We start from the raw sequence: 14605 nt of genomic DNA on the forward strand, positions 1-14605 counted from the left end.
TACGGAGGCATTGTGGCCGCTTCCCCTCCCTCCTCTTCGCCCCTCTCCCCCCCCCCCGCCTCCCGGACGGAATGGTTCGCGCCACTTCCGCGTTGCCACCAGGCACGGGCGCCGCGAGGGCGCGACGGCATCGACGGGGAGGCACCACATGGCAGCACAGGGCGAGGGTCGGGTCAGGCAGCTTCGGCTCGTGGCATCCGTGCCGGAGGGCGAGGACTTCGAGGCGACGCTCGCGTTCTACCGCGACGTGCTCGGCATGCCGGTGCAGGAGTCGTACGAGGCCGAGGGCGACGCCCGGGTCGTGATCCTGGATGCCGGTCGGGCCACGCTCGAGCTGTCGAACGCCGCGCAGGTGCGCTTCATCGACCGGGTCGAGGCCGAGGGCAAGCCGAGCGCCGCCCTGCGGGTCGCCCTCGAGGTCGACGACTCCGTCGCCGCGACCGACGAGGCGGTCGCCGGTGGCGCCGAGCTCGTCGCGGAGGCGCGCGAGACGCCGTGGCGCTCGATGAACTCGCGGCTGAACGGCCCGGCCGGGCTGCAGCTCACGCTGTTCCAGGAGCTCGACGGGCCCGCCGAGGCGTAACGCCGAGCGCGACCTCGCGCATCACGGGCGTCTCCCCTCGGAAGTCGCCGTGCCGGGCCCAGTCGAGCACGATGCGCACGAGCACGACGGCGCCCGCCTCGAACGATCCCGCGAACTCCGGGAAGGCGTCGAGGTACTCCGCCGTGCAGCGCTCCAGCTCGGCTCCGGCGGGGAAGTCGGAGCGCCCCTCGGCCTGCAGCGTCGTGCCGTCGGCGCCGCCGACGACGACGGCGACGCGCCCGTCGCGGCGGAGGTTCGCGATCTTCCGCGAGTCCGGCTTCGCGTCGAACAGCAGCTCACCGCGGTCGCTCACGGTGATCGCGAGGTAGGCGGCCTGCGGCGAGGCATCCGGTCCGAGCGTCGAGACGACGCCCGCCCGCTGCGCCCGGACGTACGCGATGAGTTCGGCGAGCTCCATCGCGCCAGCGTATCGGCGTCTCAGCGCGACAGCTCGCGGGCGGGCGGCACGACCTCTCGGCCGGTGTCCCAGGGCTCGGCCCAGCCGAGCTCGTCGAACATGCGCGAGAGGATCAGCGCCGTCACGCCCCACACCAGCCGCTCGCCCACCGTGAAGGCCGGCGAACGGTGCACGAAGCCGTCGCGGCGCAGCACGGTCATCGCCCGGTTGGCGGGCGCGAGCAGCTCCGCGACCGGCACGCGGAACACGTCGACCGATTCGTCGTGGTCGACCGCGGCGACGCGCGACTCGTGCGTCCACCACGCGGGCACGGGGGTCACGAGGTGGCGGCTGAGCGGCACGGGCATGGGCGGCAGCTCGCCGAGCGGCTCGACGCCGCCCGTCTCGACACCGGTCTCCTCCCGGGCCTCGCGGAGCGCGGCATCCACCGCTCCCCCGTCGGATGCCTCGAGCCGCCCGCCCGGGAAGGCGATCTGCCCGGCGTGCGTGCCGAGCGTCGCCGCCCGGCGCAGCAGCAGCACGTCGAGGTCGCGCGGCACGACGGTGGCCGCGGCATCCGCGGGGCTGGCCGGCACCCGGTCGAGCACACCGAAGAGCACGAGCACCGCGGCAGGGCGGAGCTCCGAGGGGTCGGGCATCGCGAGCCCGGGGATGCGGGTGGTCGGCGCATCCGGCCCCGGGAACCAGTCGAGCCCACGCTCGCAGAGCGCGAGCAGTTCGGCACGGGCATCCACGGCCCCAGCGTAGCGAAGCGACGGATACCGTTCACCCGACTGCCGCGCAACCCTCAGCCGCCATCCACGGAACCGCGCGTACGCTGTGGAGAATGCTGATCATCAGCTACAACCTGCGGAAGCACCGCGCGATCTCCGAACTCGCGGCGCTCGATGAGCGCTACTCGCCCGACGCCATCTGCCTGCAAGAGGTGGACACGGCGGGCCTCGCCGAGGACATCGGGCGGATGCAGCTCGCCCACTCGACCACGGGCAACCGGCTCGGGCTCGCGATGTACTACCGGCCCGATCGGCTGCTCCCCCGCGACGTGCGCGCCTTCGCCCTGAAGAAGTCCCTGCACGACCGCGTGCTGCGCCCGGCGCACGAGCGCCTGCTGGCGGTGCGTTTCGACGACCTCGAGCACGACCGCGAGCTCACGATCGCCTCGTTCCACGCGGCCCCGCTCACCGCGCTGAACTCGCTGCGGCGAGCGCAGATCAACGCCGCCCTCGGCGAGCTGCAGCTGCTCGGCCCGAACCTGCCCGCGCTCATGGTCGGCGACTACAACTACCCGGTGTTCAAGGACAATCTGGCCGAGAAGGTCCGCGAGGCGGGCTACGAGCTGACCCTCAGCGACCGGCACACCTACACGCGCTACCGCTACTTCCGCGGGCACTTCGACTTCGCGACCTCGACGGGGCTCGTGCTGCGCAGCATCGAGACGCTGCCGCGCGGCGAGTCCGACCACCTGCCGATCCTCGTCGACGCGCACTACACGGGCACGGCCGCCGAGGTGCCGGCCGACATCGACGTCGTCAGCTGAGTCGGGGGCCTGGTCACCCGCCGAACGCCCCGTCGAGCGCGCTGCCCACGGCTCCGGCGAGCACACCGAGCAGCACCGCCCCGACGATGACGCCCATCGCGGTCACGAGCGGCCGCCGGCTCCGGCCGCGGCGCGCGAGCCGCACGATCGCGACGACCATGCCGACGATCAGGGCGATGGCGGTGGTGAGCATCGCGAACCAGCTGCCGGAACGCTTGACCACGGCGCAGACCTCGCCCGCGCAGCCCGCCGCGTCGACCCCCACGAGGGCGCCCGCGATGAGCGCCGCCCCGGCGACGACGAACAGCAGGATGAGCACGAACACCGTGCGCAGCACATTCGTCAGCTGATCGGGCGCGGGTCGGGCGTCGCGAGGGCTCATGCCTGCGAGCCTATGGCGGCACCATGCGCACCGGCTGGGCCCCTCGCTCGGGGGCGTGCCGCCCGCGCAGTGCGGCGCTACGCTGACGCCGTTCGCGGGCAGTGCTGCCGCGGCGCATCCGGTTCCACCCCTACGAGGAGCACGATGATGACGACCACTGCGACGACCGACGCCGCCCTCGACCGCCCGCTGCACGGGGCGACGTTCGGGCAGGCGATCTCCCGATTCTTCAAGAAGTACGCCACCTTCTCGGGCCGCGCGAGCCGCAGCGAGTTCTGGTGGTGGTACCTCGCGAGCGTGATCGTGAGCGGCGCGCTGTCGCTCGCGATGTCGCTGTCGGGCGGCTGGATGTACGACGCGACGACGAACACGATGACCCCGCCGAGCGGCGGCTACGTGTTCTTCGCCTCGGTGCTGGGGCTCTGGGGCCTCGCGACACTCATCCCGTGGATCGCCCTCAGCTGGCGGCGGCTGCACGATTCGAACCGTCCGGGTCCGTGGTGGTTCATCGGCCTCATCCCGATCGTCGGCGGGATCATCCTGCTGGTGTTCTTCCTGATGCCGAGCGACCCCGCCGGCGCCCGCTTCGATCGCTGAGCGCGGCTCAGCGCCCGAGCAGGCGGTTCAGCCAGCCCGGCCCCGCGACGAGCGCGGCCGGTGAAAGGCGCGCGCGGAGGCCGCGGTCGGCGGTGACGACGAGCGGGCGGAGGGATGCCTCGGCCGCGGCGAGCTCGACGATGGTCGAGTCGCCGTCGGCGGGCGCGGCCACGACGAGGATGCCGCTCGGCTCCGCCGCGCCGCGCGCCGCCCCCTCGACCACGGCGGTGATCGCGTCGAGGCGCAGCAGCGCTCCCGACTCGTCCGGCCCCTCGACCTCGGCCCCGACGAGCGCGGGCAGCCCGGCGAGCAGCCGGGTCGCCGCGCCGCGCCGGTCGCGCCACCAGCCGTCGGGGCGCGAGCCCATGACGTTCGCGACGTCGACGATCAGGCGCACGGGGATCAGGCGCTCGTCGGTCATGCTCCGATTCTGCACCCGGCCGACGTTCGGCCCGCGTCGGGCCGGCTCAGAGCGCGGGCCACCACGAGGCATCCGTCCAGAGCGCGAGCTCCTGTTCGAGCGCCGCGCCGACCCGGAACACCGCTGCGTCGTCGTACGTGCGCCCGACGAGCTGCACGCCCGTCGGCACGCCGTTCGGCGCGAGACCCGACGGCAGCGCGAGCACCGGCACCCGCCCGATCACGTTGAACGGCAAGGTCATGAGCTGGGAGAAGATCGCCGTGCTGTCGGTGCACGGTTCCTCGGCGGCGAGGCCGGTGGAGGCGACGGTCGGGCAGAGCAGCACGTCGAAGCCCGTCATGAGCTCGGCGAAGGGGCGGTAGAACGCGGACTCGGCGACGAGCCCCTCGACGTAGTCGCCGCCGGCCGCCGCCTGCTCGGCGAAGGCGCGCGTGTACGGCATGAGCTGCGCGGCGCGCTCGGCGTCACCCTCGACGACCTGCTCGATGAACGGGCCCATCACCGCGCCGAAGTGCGGCCAGGCGGTGTCGAGCACCCGCTGCGGGCCCCAGGGCAGCTCCACTTCGACGACGCTCGCCCCCGCTGCGGCGAGCGCGGCGGCCGCCGCCCGCGTGTTCGCCTCGACGGCCGGGTCGACGTCGTAGCCGCCGAGCTCGAGGCAGAGGGCGACCCGCACGCCGTCGAGCGAGCCGGCGCGGCCGGAGACCTCGGCGATCTCGCGCAGCGAGGCGGCGTCGCCGACCCACGGGCCTGAGAGCACGTTCTGCAGTAGGGCGACGTCGGCGACGCTGCGGCCCATCGGTCCGTCGGCGCAGTAGGTGTCGGAGTTGAAGGGCGCCATGCCGGGTACGCGGCCGAACGGCGGCTTGTAGCCGACGACGCCGCAGAAGGAGGCGGGGATGCGGATGGATCCGCCGATGTCGGAGCCCGTGGCGAGCAGCGTCGCCCCGGCGGCGAGCGCCGCGCCGGAGCCGCCGGAGGAGCCGCCCGGGGTGTAGTCCGGGCTCCACGGGTTGCGGGTGACGCCCCAGAGCTTCGAGTGTGTGACGGGGGCGCAGCAGTACTCGGGCGTCGTGGTGCGGGCGTGCACGACCGCCCCGGCCGCCTGGATGCGATCGACGATGGGATGCGTCTCCTCGGCGATGTTGCCGCGCTCGAGCAGGCAGCCGTCTTCGAGCAGGCGTCCGGCGATCGGCTGTTCGTCCTTCAGCATGAGCGGGATGCCCTCGAGCGCGCCGAGCGGGGCCCCGCCGCCGGTGCCCGCTGCCGCCGCAGCGAAGCGCGCCTCGGACGCGAGGGCTGCGGCGCGGGCCTCGTCGATCCACTGCTCGGTGACCGCGTTGATCGTCGGCTCGACGGCCGCCGTGCGCTCGAGCACCGCCTCGAGGAGTTCGACCGGGGAAAGCTCGCGGCGGCGGAATCGCTCGGATGCCTCGGTGGCGGTGAGGTGGTGCAGATCCATCGGTGCGTGCCTTTCGCGCGGCCGTACAACGTACGGCTCCGTACAGTGTACGGACGATACTCTTGCATCCATGCCGTCCCGTCAAGAGGCGCCCGCCGCCCGCCCGGCGCTGAGCCGCCGCGAGCTGGCCACCGCGGCCATCGAGCTGATCGAGCGCGACGGCCTCGAGGCGCTGACGATGCGCCGGCTCGCGAGCGAGCTCGGCTTCGCCCCGATGAGCCTCTATACGCACGTGCGCAGCCGCGACGACCTGGTCGACGCCATCGTCGAGCAGCTCATCGAGCGGCTCGAGCTCGGCGACGACGATCCCGAGGGCGCGGCCGACTGGCGCGAGCTCGTGCGCCGCACGCTCGGCGCGTACCGCGACCTCGCGGTCGCGCTCCCCCGCTCCTTCGAACTGCTTGCGCTCGCGCCGTACGGCACCGCGCCCGTCGCCCCGCACCTGCTGGCGACGATCGAGCGCCTCGAAGCCGCGGGCCTCGACCCCACGGCAGCGCGGGAGATCCTCGGCATCGTCGACGGCTACGCCTCAGGCTTCCTCGTCGTCTGGGCCAGGAGCCGCGAGACGGGTGGCGCCGCGGACGGCGTCGCCGCGCTCCGTGACCTCGCCATGTACGACCGCGGCATCGACGCGATCATCGCCGGCCTCGACGCGACGCTCGTGCAGAGTGGAACGGACGGTCCGGCATGAGCGAGGAGTACCGCTACGACGTCGATCTCGTGCGGATCATGTACGACTACACGGACTCGGTGGTGTGGTTCCCCGACCCCGTCGACTACGACGCGAGCGGGCTCAGCGCCGAGCTCGTCGCCGAGCTGCGCGCATGGAGCGCGCTCTACGAGGAAGGCCTCGACGAGGACTTCGAATGGCGCTCGCCCGAGTATCCGGCGCGAATCGCCCGTGCGTCGCCACGCCTGGCCCGCCGGCTCGGGGACGAACTGGGTGACGCCTTCGAGATCGAGTACGAGGAGCAGCACGGGTCGCCAACCGGCCCGCGCACGGACTTCTACCGCTCGGCCCGCCCGCCGAGCAATCCGGCCGCGGCGGCGTACTTCGCGGGGCGCGCCGAGGCCGCGGCGGCCGAGCAGGGAGGCGAGCGCACGCAGTCTGCGGCGGCCGGCTCGTGGTTCGCGCACCAGCCCCTGAGCGGCGACGTCTTCGTCCCCGACAGCGTCAACCCGGTGACACGCGAGCAGGCGGAGCGTATCGTCGCGAACGCGGGCGCAGCCGCGTCGGCGTCGTCAGCCGGGAGGGAGCGTGCCGGGATGGCACAGGGAGATGTCGTGACCCGTTCGAACCGCGGGCAGTGGGAGAACGAGGTCGAGGGCGAGCCCGAGCGCTCGCAGAGCTTCGCCAGCCGCGAGGAGGCGATCACCGCAGGCCGGGAGCTCGCCGCCCTGCTCGGCACCACGCACACCGTGATCGAGTCGGAGCCGACGGGCGTCATCACCGACGAGGAGCCCGAGGACTAGCCGGGCACAGCGGATCCGCTACTTCGCCTCATCTTCGGCGACCCGCCGCTGATTGTCTCCGCCGAGAACGAGGAAGGTGCCGACCTGCGTCACCCCATCATGTTCGTACACGGGGACCGATCGATCGCCGCGCCCCTCGGCCTCCTGCCAAGCGAGCGCATCTTCGGGGCTGGTGAACGATTCGGCGGCGGCTTGACCGTTCGCTTCATCCAGATCGACCTTCCGGACGTAGCCCTCGCGGCCATTCGTTGCGACGACCAGAATGAGGTCGGGCTCCTGGTCGGGTGATGCCGCGTCGGCTGCTGAACCGAAGGTCTGGCCTTGGGCGTTCTTCGGGTACTCGGCGGCCGGAATCGACACGGAGGAGGCGCCTCCTTCAGGGGTGAGCCCGGTTGGCGAGCGCAACACTGGGCCTGCCGCGACGGCCACTCCGAGCCCCAAACCCATTGCCGTCGCGAGGGCGAGGCCGAAGAGCAGTCCGGCCGACTTCCTTGGGAGCGATCCGCTCACGGTCATCACGTCCGATCTACGAGTTGCCCCGGACGGGCCATCGATCGACTCGTTTCATGTTCCGCCCCCATGTCAACGTCGGTGTTGTCATCCCATTACCCCACCCTGAGACACAAGCGTCAATACCGGATACCAAGACAGATGCGAGAGCATTGGGTTAATCGTCCGCATCGGTGCCGTTTGGGAAGTATGGGATCCCTGAGGTGCCCTTGGGGGTGCACCCGACCGATCGACCCAGCCGACGGGCGTCATCACCGACGAGGAGCCCGAGGACTAGCCGGATCAGTCCAGCCAGTCGAACAGGATGGCCCGCGGGTCGATCCCCGCTCGTCGGGCGATCAGCTGACGGGCCCGCCGCTCGGCCGCAGCGCTGTTCAGCCCCAGCACGCGGACGCCACGATCGGGCGCGTCGAGGATGACGAGCGGACCCGAACGCGAGGTCCGCACCCGCACGACCTCCGGGTCGAGGTCGGAGAGCGCGTAGGCGACCTCATCGTCGGCGAAGCCCGCCGCCCGCAGGCCCGCCTCGACCCGGTCGGCCTGGCACTCGAGGTGCCCCCGGCCGCACCTCTGTCCGCGATCCGCGCAGCTCGAGCCAGCCCATCGTCGCCGCGAACGCGAAGACGAGGCCGAGCACCACGAGCCCGACGACGTTCATGCCCTCAGGCTAGGCGAATCCGCGGCACCCGGGCGGATGCGTTGTCCACAGCTCGGGCGCGCCCACGGCCCGCGCAGCCGCTGGATCGCCTACGATCTGGACGCACCGAGGAGGCGAATCAATGAAGCTCACGTACGACCCCGAGGTCGACGCGGCCTACCTCACCCTCGGAGACGTCATCGCTCCCGGCTCGATCAGCCACACGGTCGAGTTCGAGTCGCCGGCCGAGGGCACGATGCTGCTCGCCGACGTCGATACGAACGGGCGCATCCTCGGCTTCGAATTCATGGGCGCGCAGCACGTGCTCGATCCCGCCCTGCTTCGCGACGCGCCGCTGCCCTAGCCCTCCCCGCACACGCGGAACGCCCGGCCCTCCGCGGAGAGCCGGGCGTTCCGGTCGATGGGGTTACGCGGCCTGCGGCATCCCGGTGGCGGGAACCGCGGATGCCACGACGAGCTCGCCGCCCGAGGCATCCACCCGCACGAGTCCGCCGTCGCCGAGCTCGCCGGAGACGAGCAGGTCGGAGATGCGGTCGTCGACCTCGCGCTGGATCAGGCGGCGCAGCGGGCGGGCGCCGAACTCGGGCTCGTAGCCGTGCTCGGCCATCCACGCGACGGCCGCGTCGGTCACCTCGAGGCCGATCTCGCGCGCGCCGAGGCGGGCACGGGTGGCGCCGAGCATGAGCGAGACGATCCGGGCGATCTCGTCCTTCGTGAGCTTCTTGAACAGCACGATCTCGTCGATGCGGTTCAGGAACTCGGGACGCATCGCCTCGCGCAGCTTGCCCATGACGCGGTCGCGCAGGTCCTTCTCCGAGGAGAAGCCGTTGGCCGAGGCATCCGCGGACGCGACGAAGCCGAGCGCACCGGAACGCGAGGCGAGGAACTCCGAACCGAGATTCGAGGTCATCACGACGACCGTGTTGCGGAAGTCGACCGTGCGGCCCTGCCCGTCGGTGAGGCGTCCGTCGTCGAGCACCTGCAGCAGCAGGTTGAACACGTCGGGGTGCGCCTTCTCGATCTCGTCGAACAGCACGATCGAGTACGGGTTGCGGCGCACGCGCTCGGTGAGCTGGCCCGCCTCGTCGTAGCCGACGTACCCGGGAGGGGCGCCGACGAGCCGCGACACGGTGTGCCGCTCGCCGAACTCCGACATGTCGAACCGGATGACGTTCTCGCTCCCTGAGCCCGTCGAAGGGAACAGGTTCGCGGCGAGCGCGCGGGCGAGCTCGGTCTTGCCGACGCCCGTCGGTCCGAGGAACAGGAACGAGCCGACCGGCCGCTTCGCATCGCCCATGCCGGTGCGGTTGCGGCGCACGGCCTTGGCGACGGCGGTGACCGCGTCGTCCTGCCCGATCACGCGGGCGTGCAGCTCGTCCTCGAGGGTCGCGAGGCGCTCGCGCTCCCCCTCGGTGAGGCGGTTCACGGGGATGCCGGTGGCGCGCGAGATCACCGCGGCGATCTGCGCCTCATCCACCGTGGTCCCCTGAGCCTGTCGAAGGGAGTCCTGGCTGGTTCCCTGAGCCTGTCGAAGGGACTCGCTGGTTCCCTGAGCCTGACTGGTTCCCTGAGCCTGTCGAAGGGAACTCGCCCCCACCTCGTCCAGCTTCCCCTGCACCTTCGCGATCTCGTCGCGGATGCGGGATGCCTCCTCGTAGTGCTCGGCGGCGACCGCGGCGTTCTTCTCGGACTCGAGCTCGGCGAGCCGCGCCATGAGCGCGGGCACGTCGGTCTTCACACCGAGGCGGAGGCGCAGTCGCGCGCCGGCCTGGTCGATCAGGTCGATCGCCTTGTCGGGCAGCACCCGGTCGGGCAGGTAGCGGCTGCCGAGTTCGACGGCGGCGCGCAGCGCGTCGTCCGTGTACTCGACGCCGTGGTGCTCCTCGTAGGCGGGCTTCAGGCCGTGGAGGATGCGCACGGCGTCCTCGATCGAGGGCTCGCCGACGCGCACCGGCTGGAAGCGGCGCTCGAGGGCGGGGTCCTTCTCGATCTGGCGGTACTCCTTGAGCGTGGTCGCCCCGATGAGGTGCAGCTCGCCGCGCGCGAGGCGCGGCTTCAGGATGTTGCCCGCGTCCATGCCGCCCTCGCCCGCGCCTCCGGCGCCGACGACGGTGTGCACCTCGTCGATGAAGACGATCAGCTCGCCCCGGTGGGCGGCGATCTCCTCCATCGTCTTGGTGAGGCGCTCCTCGAAGTCGCCGCGGTAGCGGGTGCCGGCGAGCATGCCGGGCAGGTCGAGCGCGATGACGCGCTTGCCGAGGAGGGCTTCGGGCACCTGCTCGTCGACGATGGCCTGCGCGAGGCCCTCGACGATCGCAGTCTTGCCGACGCCCGCCTCGCCCACGAGCACGGGGTTGTTCTTCGTGCGGCGGGAGAGAATCTCGATGGTCTGCTCGATCTCGTCGGCGCGGCCGATCACGGGGTCGAGCTCGCCGTTGCGGGCGCGCTCGGTGAGGTCCATGCCGAACTTGTCGAGCGTCGGCGTGCTGGTCCCCTGAGCCTGCTCGTTGGTTCCCTGAGCCTGTCGAAGGGAATCCTCGTCAGTGCCCTGTCGAAGGGAATCCTCCACCCCGTCCCGCATCGTCTGCGTCAGGGCCTCGGCGGTGACGCCCGCGCGGGCGAGCACCTGTCCGGCCGGGGCATCCTGACCCAGCACGAGCGCGAAGAAGAGGTGCTCGGGGTCGATGTAGGTCGCGCCAGAGGAGCGCGCCACCTGGTAGCTGTGGAACAGCGCGCGGGAGGCCGAGGGCGTGATGGTCGCGGCGTCGCGCCGCTCACCGAGCTCGTCGAAGGGCACGTCGCCGGATGCGGGCAGGCGCGCCTCGGTCGCGGTGATGATGCGCTCGGGACTCGCGCCGACGCGGCGGATCGCCGCCTGCACGCTCTCGTCCTCGACGATGACGCGCAGGATGTGCAGCGCGTCGAGCTCGGTCTGGCCGCGCTCGAGGGCGAAGCGTCCCGCCTGCTGAAGAATGCTCTGGGTGCGGGCCGTCAGGAACCGGCTGAGGTCGATCGACCGCGCCTGACGGGCCTGCTCACCCGCGAGGTATCGGGCGAGGAACTCGTCGAACGAGCTCGCGCCGGCCTCGTTGAAGTCGTTGGGCACCTGGCCTCCTGGTTGAAGTTGAGTGTGGTTCGCTCAAGTTCAACACCGTGGGGCGGGAGGTATTCCCCAAACCCGGAGTCTCCGTTCGGCGACCGCACCTCACTACAGCAAGCCGCGCGGCCGACCATCCCCAGAACTGGGCCATGTCTTTCGGCTGGCAGTGGCTCGTATGCCACCTCTTGCTTGAGATACTTCGCGGTATGGCACAAACGGAAGATCCACTCGACGTAGAGAGGCTCGAATCGCGGCTTGCGGTACGCGCGGGCACGGTGAAGTCACCGAAGGTGAGGACAACCAAAAGGCAGCCACAGCCGTTCGCCCCATCGCATCCTCTGACATCTGAGATGTCCGCTTCAGACCTCGCCGAAGCCGTCCGTACCCATATTCGCGAAGCGAAGGAGTACGCGCGATGGCGGAGGACTCGATGGAGCCAGTTAGCCACAGCTTCCCAGGTAGTCGTGTTTGCTCTCTCAGCGACCGCGACGATCGCAACCGGGTTTGCGAATCTCTCCTGGCCAGCGAATCTCGGCTTCGTCGCCGCTGCGCTCGTTACAACTGCGTCCGCGCTCGAGCCCTACTTCAACTGGCGCGCCAGATGGGTTCTTGCTGATGAGAGCCTCGCGAGGTGGCACGCGTTGGAAGACAGCCTCTACTTCTACGTGGCTTCCACTCCCGCGTCGGAACTTTCGACTTCGAGAATCCTGGACTTGCAGGAGCAGAACCGACAGATTTGGGCGGACTTCAGCTCGGACTGGGTCAGTGCACGTCGAGGCGGTTCGGCACCGCAAAGGTAGCCTCTTCCAGCGTGAAATCGCACGAAAGCGCATTCACCACAGCACCGGCTTCGCCACTGCGGACGCCTTCGAACCGCCAGCGCTACAGACGACTTCCACGCCACAGGAGCCTCGGTCGGTCATAGAGCCGGCAACTCCACCGACACGTATCTACCGACCTGCTCGTCACCGCCTGAGGCATCCGGCTCGAGCGTGGCGCGCAGGCCGGACGCGATCGTGACCTCGACCGGCAGCGAGGTGGCGCATCCGGTCGACCAGTCGTCATCGCTCGCGACGACCGTCAGGCAGACGGCCCTCCCCTGCGGGTCGTTCGCCTCCGAGGCGAAGTACTGCGTTCCGATCGAGTCCTCGCCGAGGTAGCGAATGGTGTCCTGGTAAATCGTGTCGGGGAACTCGACGAAGGAGGGCGGCTGGTCTGCGGCCTGCTGCTCGCGGTCGAAGATCGCGAGGTCGAGCGGCGACGAGGAGCATCCAGCGAAAGCCGCCACGACCGAGACCGCAGCGGCGGCACCGAAAGCAGCTTGACCCAGGCGACGAACCCGCGTTCTCGATGACCGGGGCATGCGGACCTCGCACTTACGAAACGGACGATATGCTGCGATTCTGCTGGATCATCAACGCGGCCACAAGAGGCATCCCAGATCCAGCGTGCGCAGCCCGAACAGGGCCAATCGGCTCGAACCGCCATCGAGTTCAGTCCAGGGCCTGGAATCCTCTACGCCGCACCGCGCGCATCTACCACCGCCCGCACTCCCTCCAGCACCACCTGCAACGCGGGCGAGTCCGCCTGACTCCGCCGGTGCACGGCCGACACTCCCCGGGTCGACGCGGGCTGCGTGGTCGGGATCGCGACGAGGTCGGGATGCAGCGCCGGCCGCCCCATCCGCGGCACCAGCGCGACCCCGAGCCCGGCGCGCACGAGCTCCAGGTGGTTCTCGAACTCCATCGATTCGTGCACGATGCGGGGCGCGTTCGAGACGCCGTCGAACAGTCGCCGCAGCCACTGGCGGCAGATGGTCGAGTCGAAGGTCGCGATCCAGTCCTCGTCCGCGAGGTCGGTCGGAGTCAACGAAGCGGCGGCGGCCAGCGGGTGGTCGCGGCGCAGGATCACGTCCGCGACATCCGTGAACAGCGGCGTCTCGACCAGGTGATCGGGCATCGCGAGCGCGACGCCGCCCCAGCGGTGCACGATGCCGAGGTCGCGCTGGCCCGACGCGACGAGCGCGATCGTCTCCCAGGGCTCGCTCTCCCGCAAGGGCACGCGCAGCTCGGGGTGCTCCGCCCGCAGCTTCGGCAGCACGTCGACGAGCAGCCCGCGCACCGCGGTCGAGAACACGCCGATGCGCACCTCGCCGACGACCGGTCCGCGATCCGCGGCGGGACCGCCCGCGAGGTGCAGATCGGCCTCGATCCGTTCGAGCTCGGCGAGCACCGTCGCCGACGAGGTCACGAGCTGGCGACCGGCATCTGTCAGCACCACACCGCGCCCCGCCCGCTCGAGCAGGGCGACGCGCGTGCCGCGCTCGAGCCGCTTGATCTGCTGCGACACCGCCGAGGGCGTGAATCCGAGCGCGTCGGCGGCCGCCGCGACGCTGCCGTTGGTGGCCACAGCGCGCAACGCGACCACGGCTTCGAGATCGATCATGCACGGATGCTACCGAATCATCCGTCCGACTCGTCACCACGGCTTCCGATCGCCGAATGGACGAGATTCGTTCCATGACCGTGACCTGGAACGAATCTCTTCCATCCAGAGAACGGAGAACGCGAAAATGCGGCGTGCCCCCGGCTGACCATGCACGAACGCTACCGAATCATCCGCAGAAACCATCGCTGGTGTTTCCGGATGCCGTGCGCTGAACTCGGAGGATGACGCGACGAGACATGCTGCTGGCCGCCCTGGTGGCGACGATGTGGGGCTTCAACTTCGTCGTCATCGACTGGGGCATGACCGGCATCCCGCCGCTGCTGTTCGTCGCGATCCGCTTCGCCGTCGTCGCCCTCGCGGTCGTCGTCGTGCCGCGCCCGCTCGCGAGCTGGAAGACCGTCGTCGGCGTCGGCCTCTTCATGAGCCTCGGCCAGTTCGCCCTGCTCTACACCTCGATGGCGCTCGGCCTGCAGCCGGGCATCGCCGCGCTGCTGCTGCAGGCGCACGTCGTGCTCACGATCGTGGTCGCGGCGCTCGCGCTCCGCGAGCGGCCGACGCGGATGCAGACGATCGGCGTGCTGGTCGGCACCGTCGGGCTGGGGGTCGTCGCGCTCGGACGCGGCGGGGATGCCCCGGCCCTCGCCGTCGTGCTCGCCCTGCTCGCCGCGCTCTCGTGGGCGATCGGCAACGTCATCTCGCGGAAGGCCGGACCGGTCGCCCCCGCGAGGCCCCTCGGCGCGCTGTCGCTCACGGTGTGGTCGTCGCTCGTCGTACCGCTGCCGGCGCTCGGGCTGTCGGCGCTCATCGAGGGGCCCGACGCGATCGCCGCGGGGCTCGCCGCCTTCGGTTGGCGACCGATCCTCTCGACGCTCTACACCGCCGGGCTCTGCACGCTCATCGGCTACGCGATCTTCAACGCCCTGCTCGCGCGCAATCGCGCCGCCTCGGTGGTGCCGTGGGTGCTGCTCGCACCGGTCGTCGCGATGGCGTCGACCGCGCTGCTGCTCGGGCAGGTG

At 70.9% G+C, this 14605-nt stretch carries 16 protein-coding genes and 1 pseudogene; 7 read left to right on the forward strand and 10 right to left on the reverse strand.

The genetic code is table 11. From position 1 onward, the window contains the following. Positions 1 to 148 precede the first annotated feature (148 nt). Complete coding sequence (locus ACFWE1_RS13205) at positions 149 to 583, forward strand: VOC family protein (protein ID WP_376933887.1); 435 nt, start codon at positions 149 to 151, stop codon at positions 581 to 583. On the opposite strand, the gene ACFWE1_RS13210 is transcribed toward ACFWE1_RS13205, so the two are convergent. Beyond that, positions 543 to 1001, reverse strand: coding sequence for a pyridoxamine 5'-phosphate oxidase family protein (locus ACFWE1_RS13210; RefSeq protein WP_376933888.1), 459 nt, complete (start codon positions 999 to 1001; stop codon positions 543 to 545). The two genes, ACFWE1_RS13205 and ACFWE1_RS13210, sit on opposite strands and share 41 nt — an antisense overlap. Before the next feature lie 20 nt (positions 1002 to 1021). Then, positions 1022 to 1735, reverse strand: coding sequence for a CoA pyrophosphatase (locus ACFWE1_RS13215; protein ID WP_285464422.1), 714 nt, complete (start codon positions 1733 to 1735; stop codon positions 1022 to 1024). 92 nt (positions 1736 to 1827) lie between these two features. On the opposite strand from ACFWE1_RS13215, the gene ACFWE1_RS13220 reads away from it, so the two are divergent. Then, a complete protein-coding gene (locus ACFWE1_RS13220; RefSeq protein ID WP_376933889.1) occupies positions 1828 to 2538 on the forward strand; it encodes an endonuclease/exonuclease/phosphatase family protein in 711 nt (236 codons plus the stop codon). 13 nt (positions 2539 to 2551) lie between these two features. Here the strand turns inward: ACFWE1_RS13220 and ACFWE1_RS13225 are convergent, their stop codons facing one another. After that, a complete protein-coding gene (locus ACFWE1_RS13225) occupies positions 2552 to 2920 on the reverse strand; it encodes a hypothetical protein (protein WP_376933890.1) in 369 nt (122 codons plus the stop codon). A 147-nt stretch (positions 2921 to 3067) separates the two neighbouring features. Between ACFWE1_RS13225 and ACFWE1_RS13230 the strand changes: the two genes are divergently transcribed. Then, a complete protein-coding gene (locus ACFWE1_RS13230; RefSeq protein ID WP_376933891.1) occupies positions 3068 to 3517 on the forward strand; it encodes a DUF805 domain-containing protein in 450 nt (149 codons plus the stop codon). Between the two features lie 7 nt (positions 3518 to 3524). Here the strand turns inward: ACFWE1_RS13230 and ACFWE1_RS13235 are convergent, their stop codons facing one another. Both ACFWE1_RS13235 and ACFWE1_RS13240 read right to left on the reverse strand, forming a co-directional pair. After that, entirely contained in the window at positions 3525 to 3938 is a 414-nt protein-coding gene (locus ACFWE1_RS13235) for a hypothetical protein (RefSeq protein ID WP_376933892.1), read from the reverse strand. Between the two features lie 46 nt (positions 3939 to 3984). After that, a complete protein-coding gene (locus tag ACFWE1_RS13240; protein ID WP_376933893.1) occupies positions 3985 to 5400 on the reverse strand; it encodes an amidase in 1416 nt (471 codons plus the stop codon). 70 nt (positions 5401 to 5470) lie between these two features. Between ACFWE1_RS13240 and ACFWE1_RS13245 the strand changes: the two genes are divergently transcribed. Next, entirely contained in the window at positions 5471 to 6091 is a 621-nt protein-coding gene (locus ACFWE1_RS13245; protein WP_376933894.1) for a TetR/AcrR family transcriptional regulator, read from the forward strand. After that, positions 6088 to 6873: a DUF2188 domain-containing protein gene (locus tag ACFWE1_RS13250; protein WP_376933895.1), complete on the forward strand. Its 786-nt coding sequence runs from the start codon at positions 6088 to 6090 to the stop codon at positions 6871 to 6873. Before ACFWE1_RS13245 ends, ACFWE1_RS13250 begins: the two co-directional genes overlap by 4 nt. A gap of 18 nt (positions 6874 to 6891) precedes the next feature. On the opposite strand, the gene ACFWE1_RS13255 is transcribed toward ACFWE1_RS13250, so the two are convergent. Together ACFWE1_RS13255 and ACFWE1_RS13260 are read right to left on the reverse strand one after the other, a co-directional pair. Continuing rightward, positions 6892 to 7389, reverse strand: a complete 498-nt coding sequence (locus ACFWE1_RS13255; RefSeq protein WP_376933896.1) for a hypothetical protein — start codon at positions 7387 to 7389, stop codon at positions 6892 to 6894. 276 nt (positions 7390 to 7665) lie between these two features. Further along, positions 7666 to 7830 carry a hypothetical protein gene (locus tag ACFWE1_RS13260; protein ID WP_376933897.1) on the reverse strand — a complete coding sequence of 55 codons (165 nt, stop codon included), beginning with the start codon at positions 7828 to 7830 and terminating at the stop codon, positions 7666 to 7668. A 332-nt stretch (positions 7831 to 8162) separates the two neighbouring features. Between ACFWE1_RS13260 and ACFWE1_RS13265 the strand changes: the two genes are divergently transcribed. Further along, entirely contained in the window at positions 8163 to 8384 is a 222-nt protein-coding gene (locus ACFWE1_RS13265; protein ID WP_376933898.1) for a DUF2283 domain-containing protein, read from the forward strand. Positions 8385 to 8447: 63 nt separating this feature from the next. On the opposite strand, the gene ACFWE1_RS13270 is transcribed toward ACFWE1_RS13265, so the two are convergent. The 3 genes from ACFWE1_RS13270 to ACFWE1_RS13280 all read right to left on the reverse strand — a co-directional run bounded on the left by ACFWE1_RS13270 (position 8448) and on the right by ACFWE1_RS13280 (position 13586). Then, positions 8448 to 11147: an ATP-dependent Clp protease ATP-binding subunit gene (locus tag ACFWE1_RS13270; protein ID WP_376933899.1), complete on the reverse strand. Its 2700-nt coding sequence runs from the start codon at positions 11145 to 11147 to the stop codon at positions 8448 to 8450. 913 nt (positions 11148 to 12060) lie between these two features. Further along, complete coding sequence (locus ACFWE1_RS13275) at positions 12061 to 12429, reverse strand: hypothetical protein (RefSeq protein WP_376933900.1); 369 nt, start codon at positions 12427 to 12429, stop codon at positions 12061 to 12063. Between the two features lie 227 nt (positions 12430 to 12656). Continuing rightward, a complete protein-coding gene (locus ACFWE1_RS13280; RefSeq protein WP_376933901.1) occupies positions 12657 to 13586 on the reverse strand; it encodes a LysR family transcriptional regulator in 930 nt (309 codons plus the stop codon). Between the two features lie 266 nt (positions 13587 to 13852). Between ACFWE1_RS13280 and ACFWE1_RS13285 the strand changes: the two are divergent. Next, a pseudogene (locus tag ACFWE1_RS13285) lies at positions 13853 to 14602 on the forward strand (EamA family transporter); the annotation flags it as partial. Between the last annotated feature and the right edge of the window lie 3 nt (positions 14603 to 14605).

The sequence above is a fragment of the Agromyces sp. NPDC060279 genome, assembly GCF_042726785.1.
In the GTDB taxonomy this organism is placed as follows: Bacteria; Actinomycetota; Actinomycetes; order Actinomycetales; family Microbacteriaceae; genus Agromyces.

Bases quoted from the DNA above. Each gene is read 5' to 3' on its own strand.
- ACFWE1_RS13205 (WP_376933887.1), top strand. From the start codon at position 149: ATGGCAGCACAGGGCGAGGGTCGGGTCAGGCAGCTTCGGCTCGTGGCA.
- ACFWE1_RS13210 (WP_376933888.1), bottom strand. From the start codon at position 1,001: ATGGAGCTCGCCGAACTCATCGCGTACGTCCGGGCGCAGCGGGCGGGC.
- ACFWE1_RS13220 (WP_376933889.1), top strand. From the start codon at position 1,828: ATGCTGATCATCAGCTACAACCTGCGGAAGCACCGCGCGATCTCCGAA.
- ACFWE1_RS13225 (WP_376933890.1), bottom strand. From the start codon at position 2,920: ATGAGCCCTCGCGACGCCCGACCCGCGCCCGATCAGCTGACGAATGTG.
- ACFWE1_RS13230 (WP_376933891.1), top strand. From the start codon at position 3,068: ATGACGACCACTGCGACGACCGACGCCGCCCTCGACCGCCCGCTGCAC.
- ACFWE1_RS13235 (WP_376933892.1), bottom strand. From the start codon at position 3,938: ATGACCGACGAGCGCCTGATCCCCGTGCGCCTGATCGTCGACGTCGCG.
- ACFWE1_RS13240 (WP_376933893.1), bottom strand. From the start codon at position 5,400: ATGGATCTGCACCACCTCACCGCCACCGAGGCATCCGAGCGATTCCGC.
- ACFWE1_RS13245 (WP_376933894.1), top strand. From the start codon at position 5,471: ATGCCGTCCCGTCAAGAGGCGCCCGCCGCCCGCCCGGCGCTGAGCCGC.
- ACFWE1_RS13250 (WP_376933895.1), top strand. From the start codon at position 6,088: ATGAGCGAGGAGTACCGCTACGACGTCGATCTCGTGCGGATCATGTAC.
- ACFWE1_RS13255 (WP_376933896.1), bottom strand. From the start codon at position 7,389: ATGACCGTGAGCGGATCGCTCCCAAGGAAGTCGGCCGGACTGCTCTTC.
- ACFWE1_RS13265 (WP_376933898.1), top strand. From the start codon at position 8,163: ATGAAGCTCACGTACGACCCCGAGGTCGACGCGGCCTACCTCACCCTC.
- ACFWE1_RS13280 (WP_376933901.1), bottom strand. From the start codon at position 13,586: ATGATCGATCTCGAAGCCGTGGTCGCGTTGCGCGCTGTGGCCACCAAC.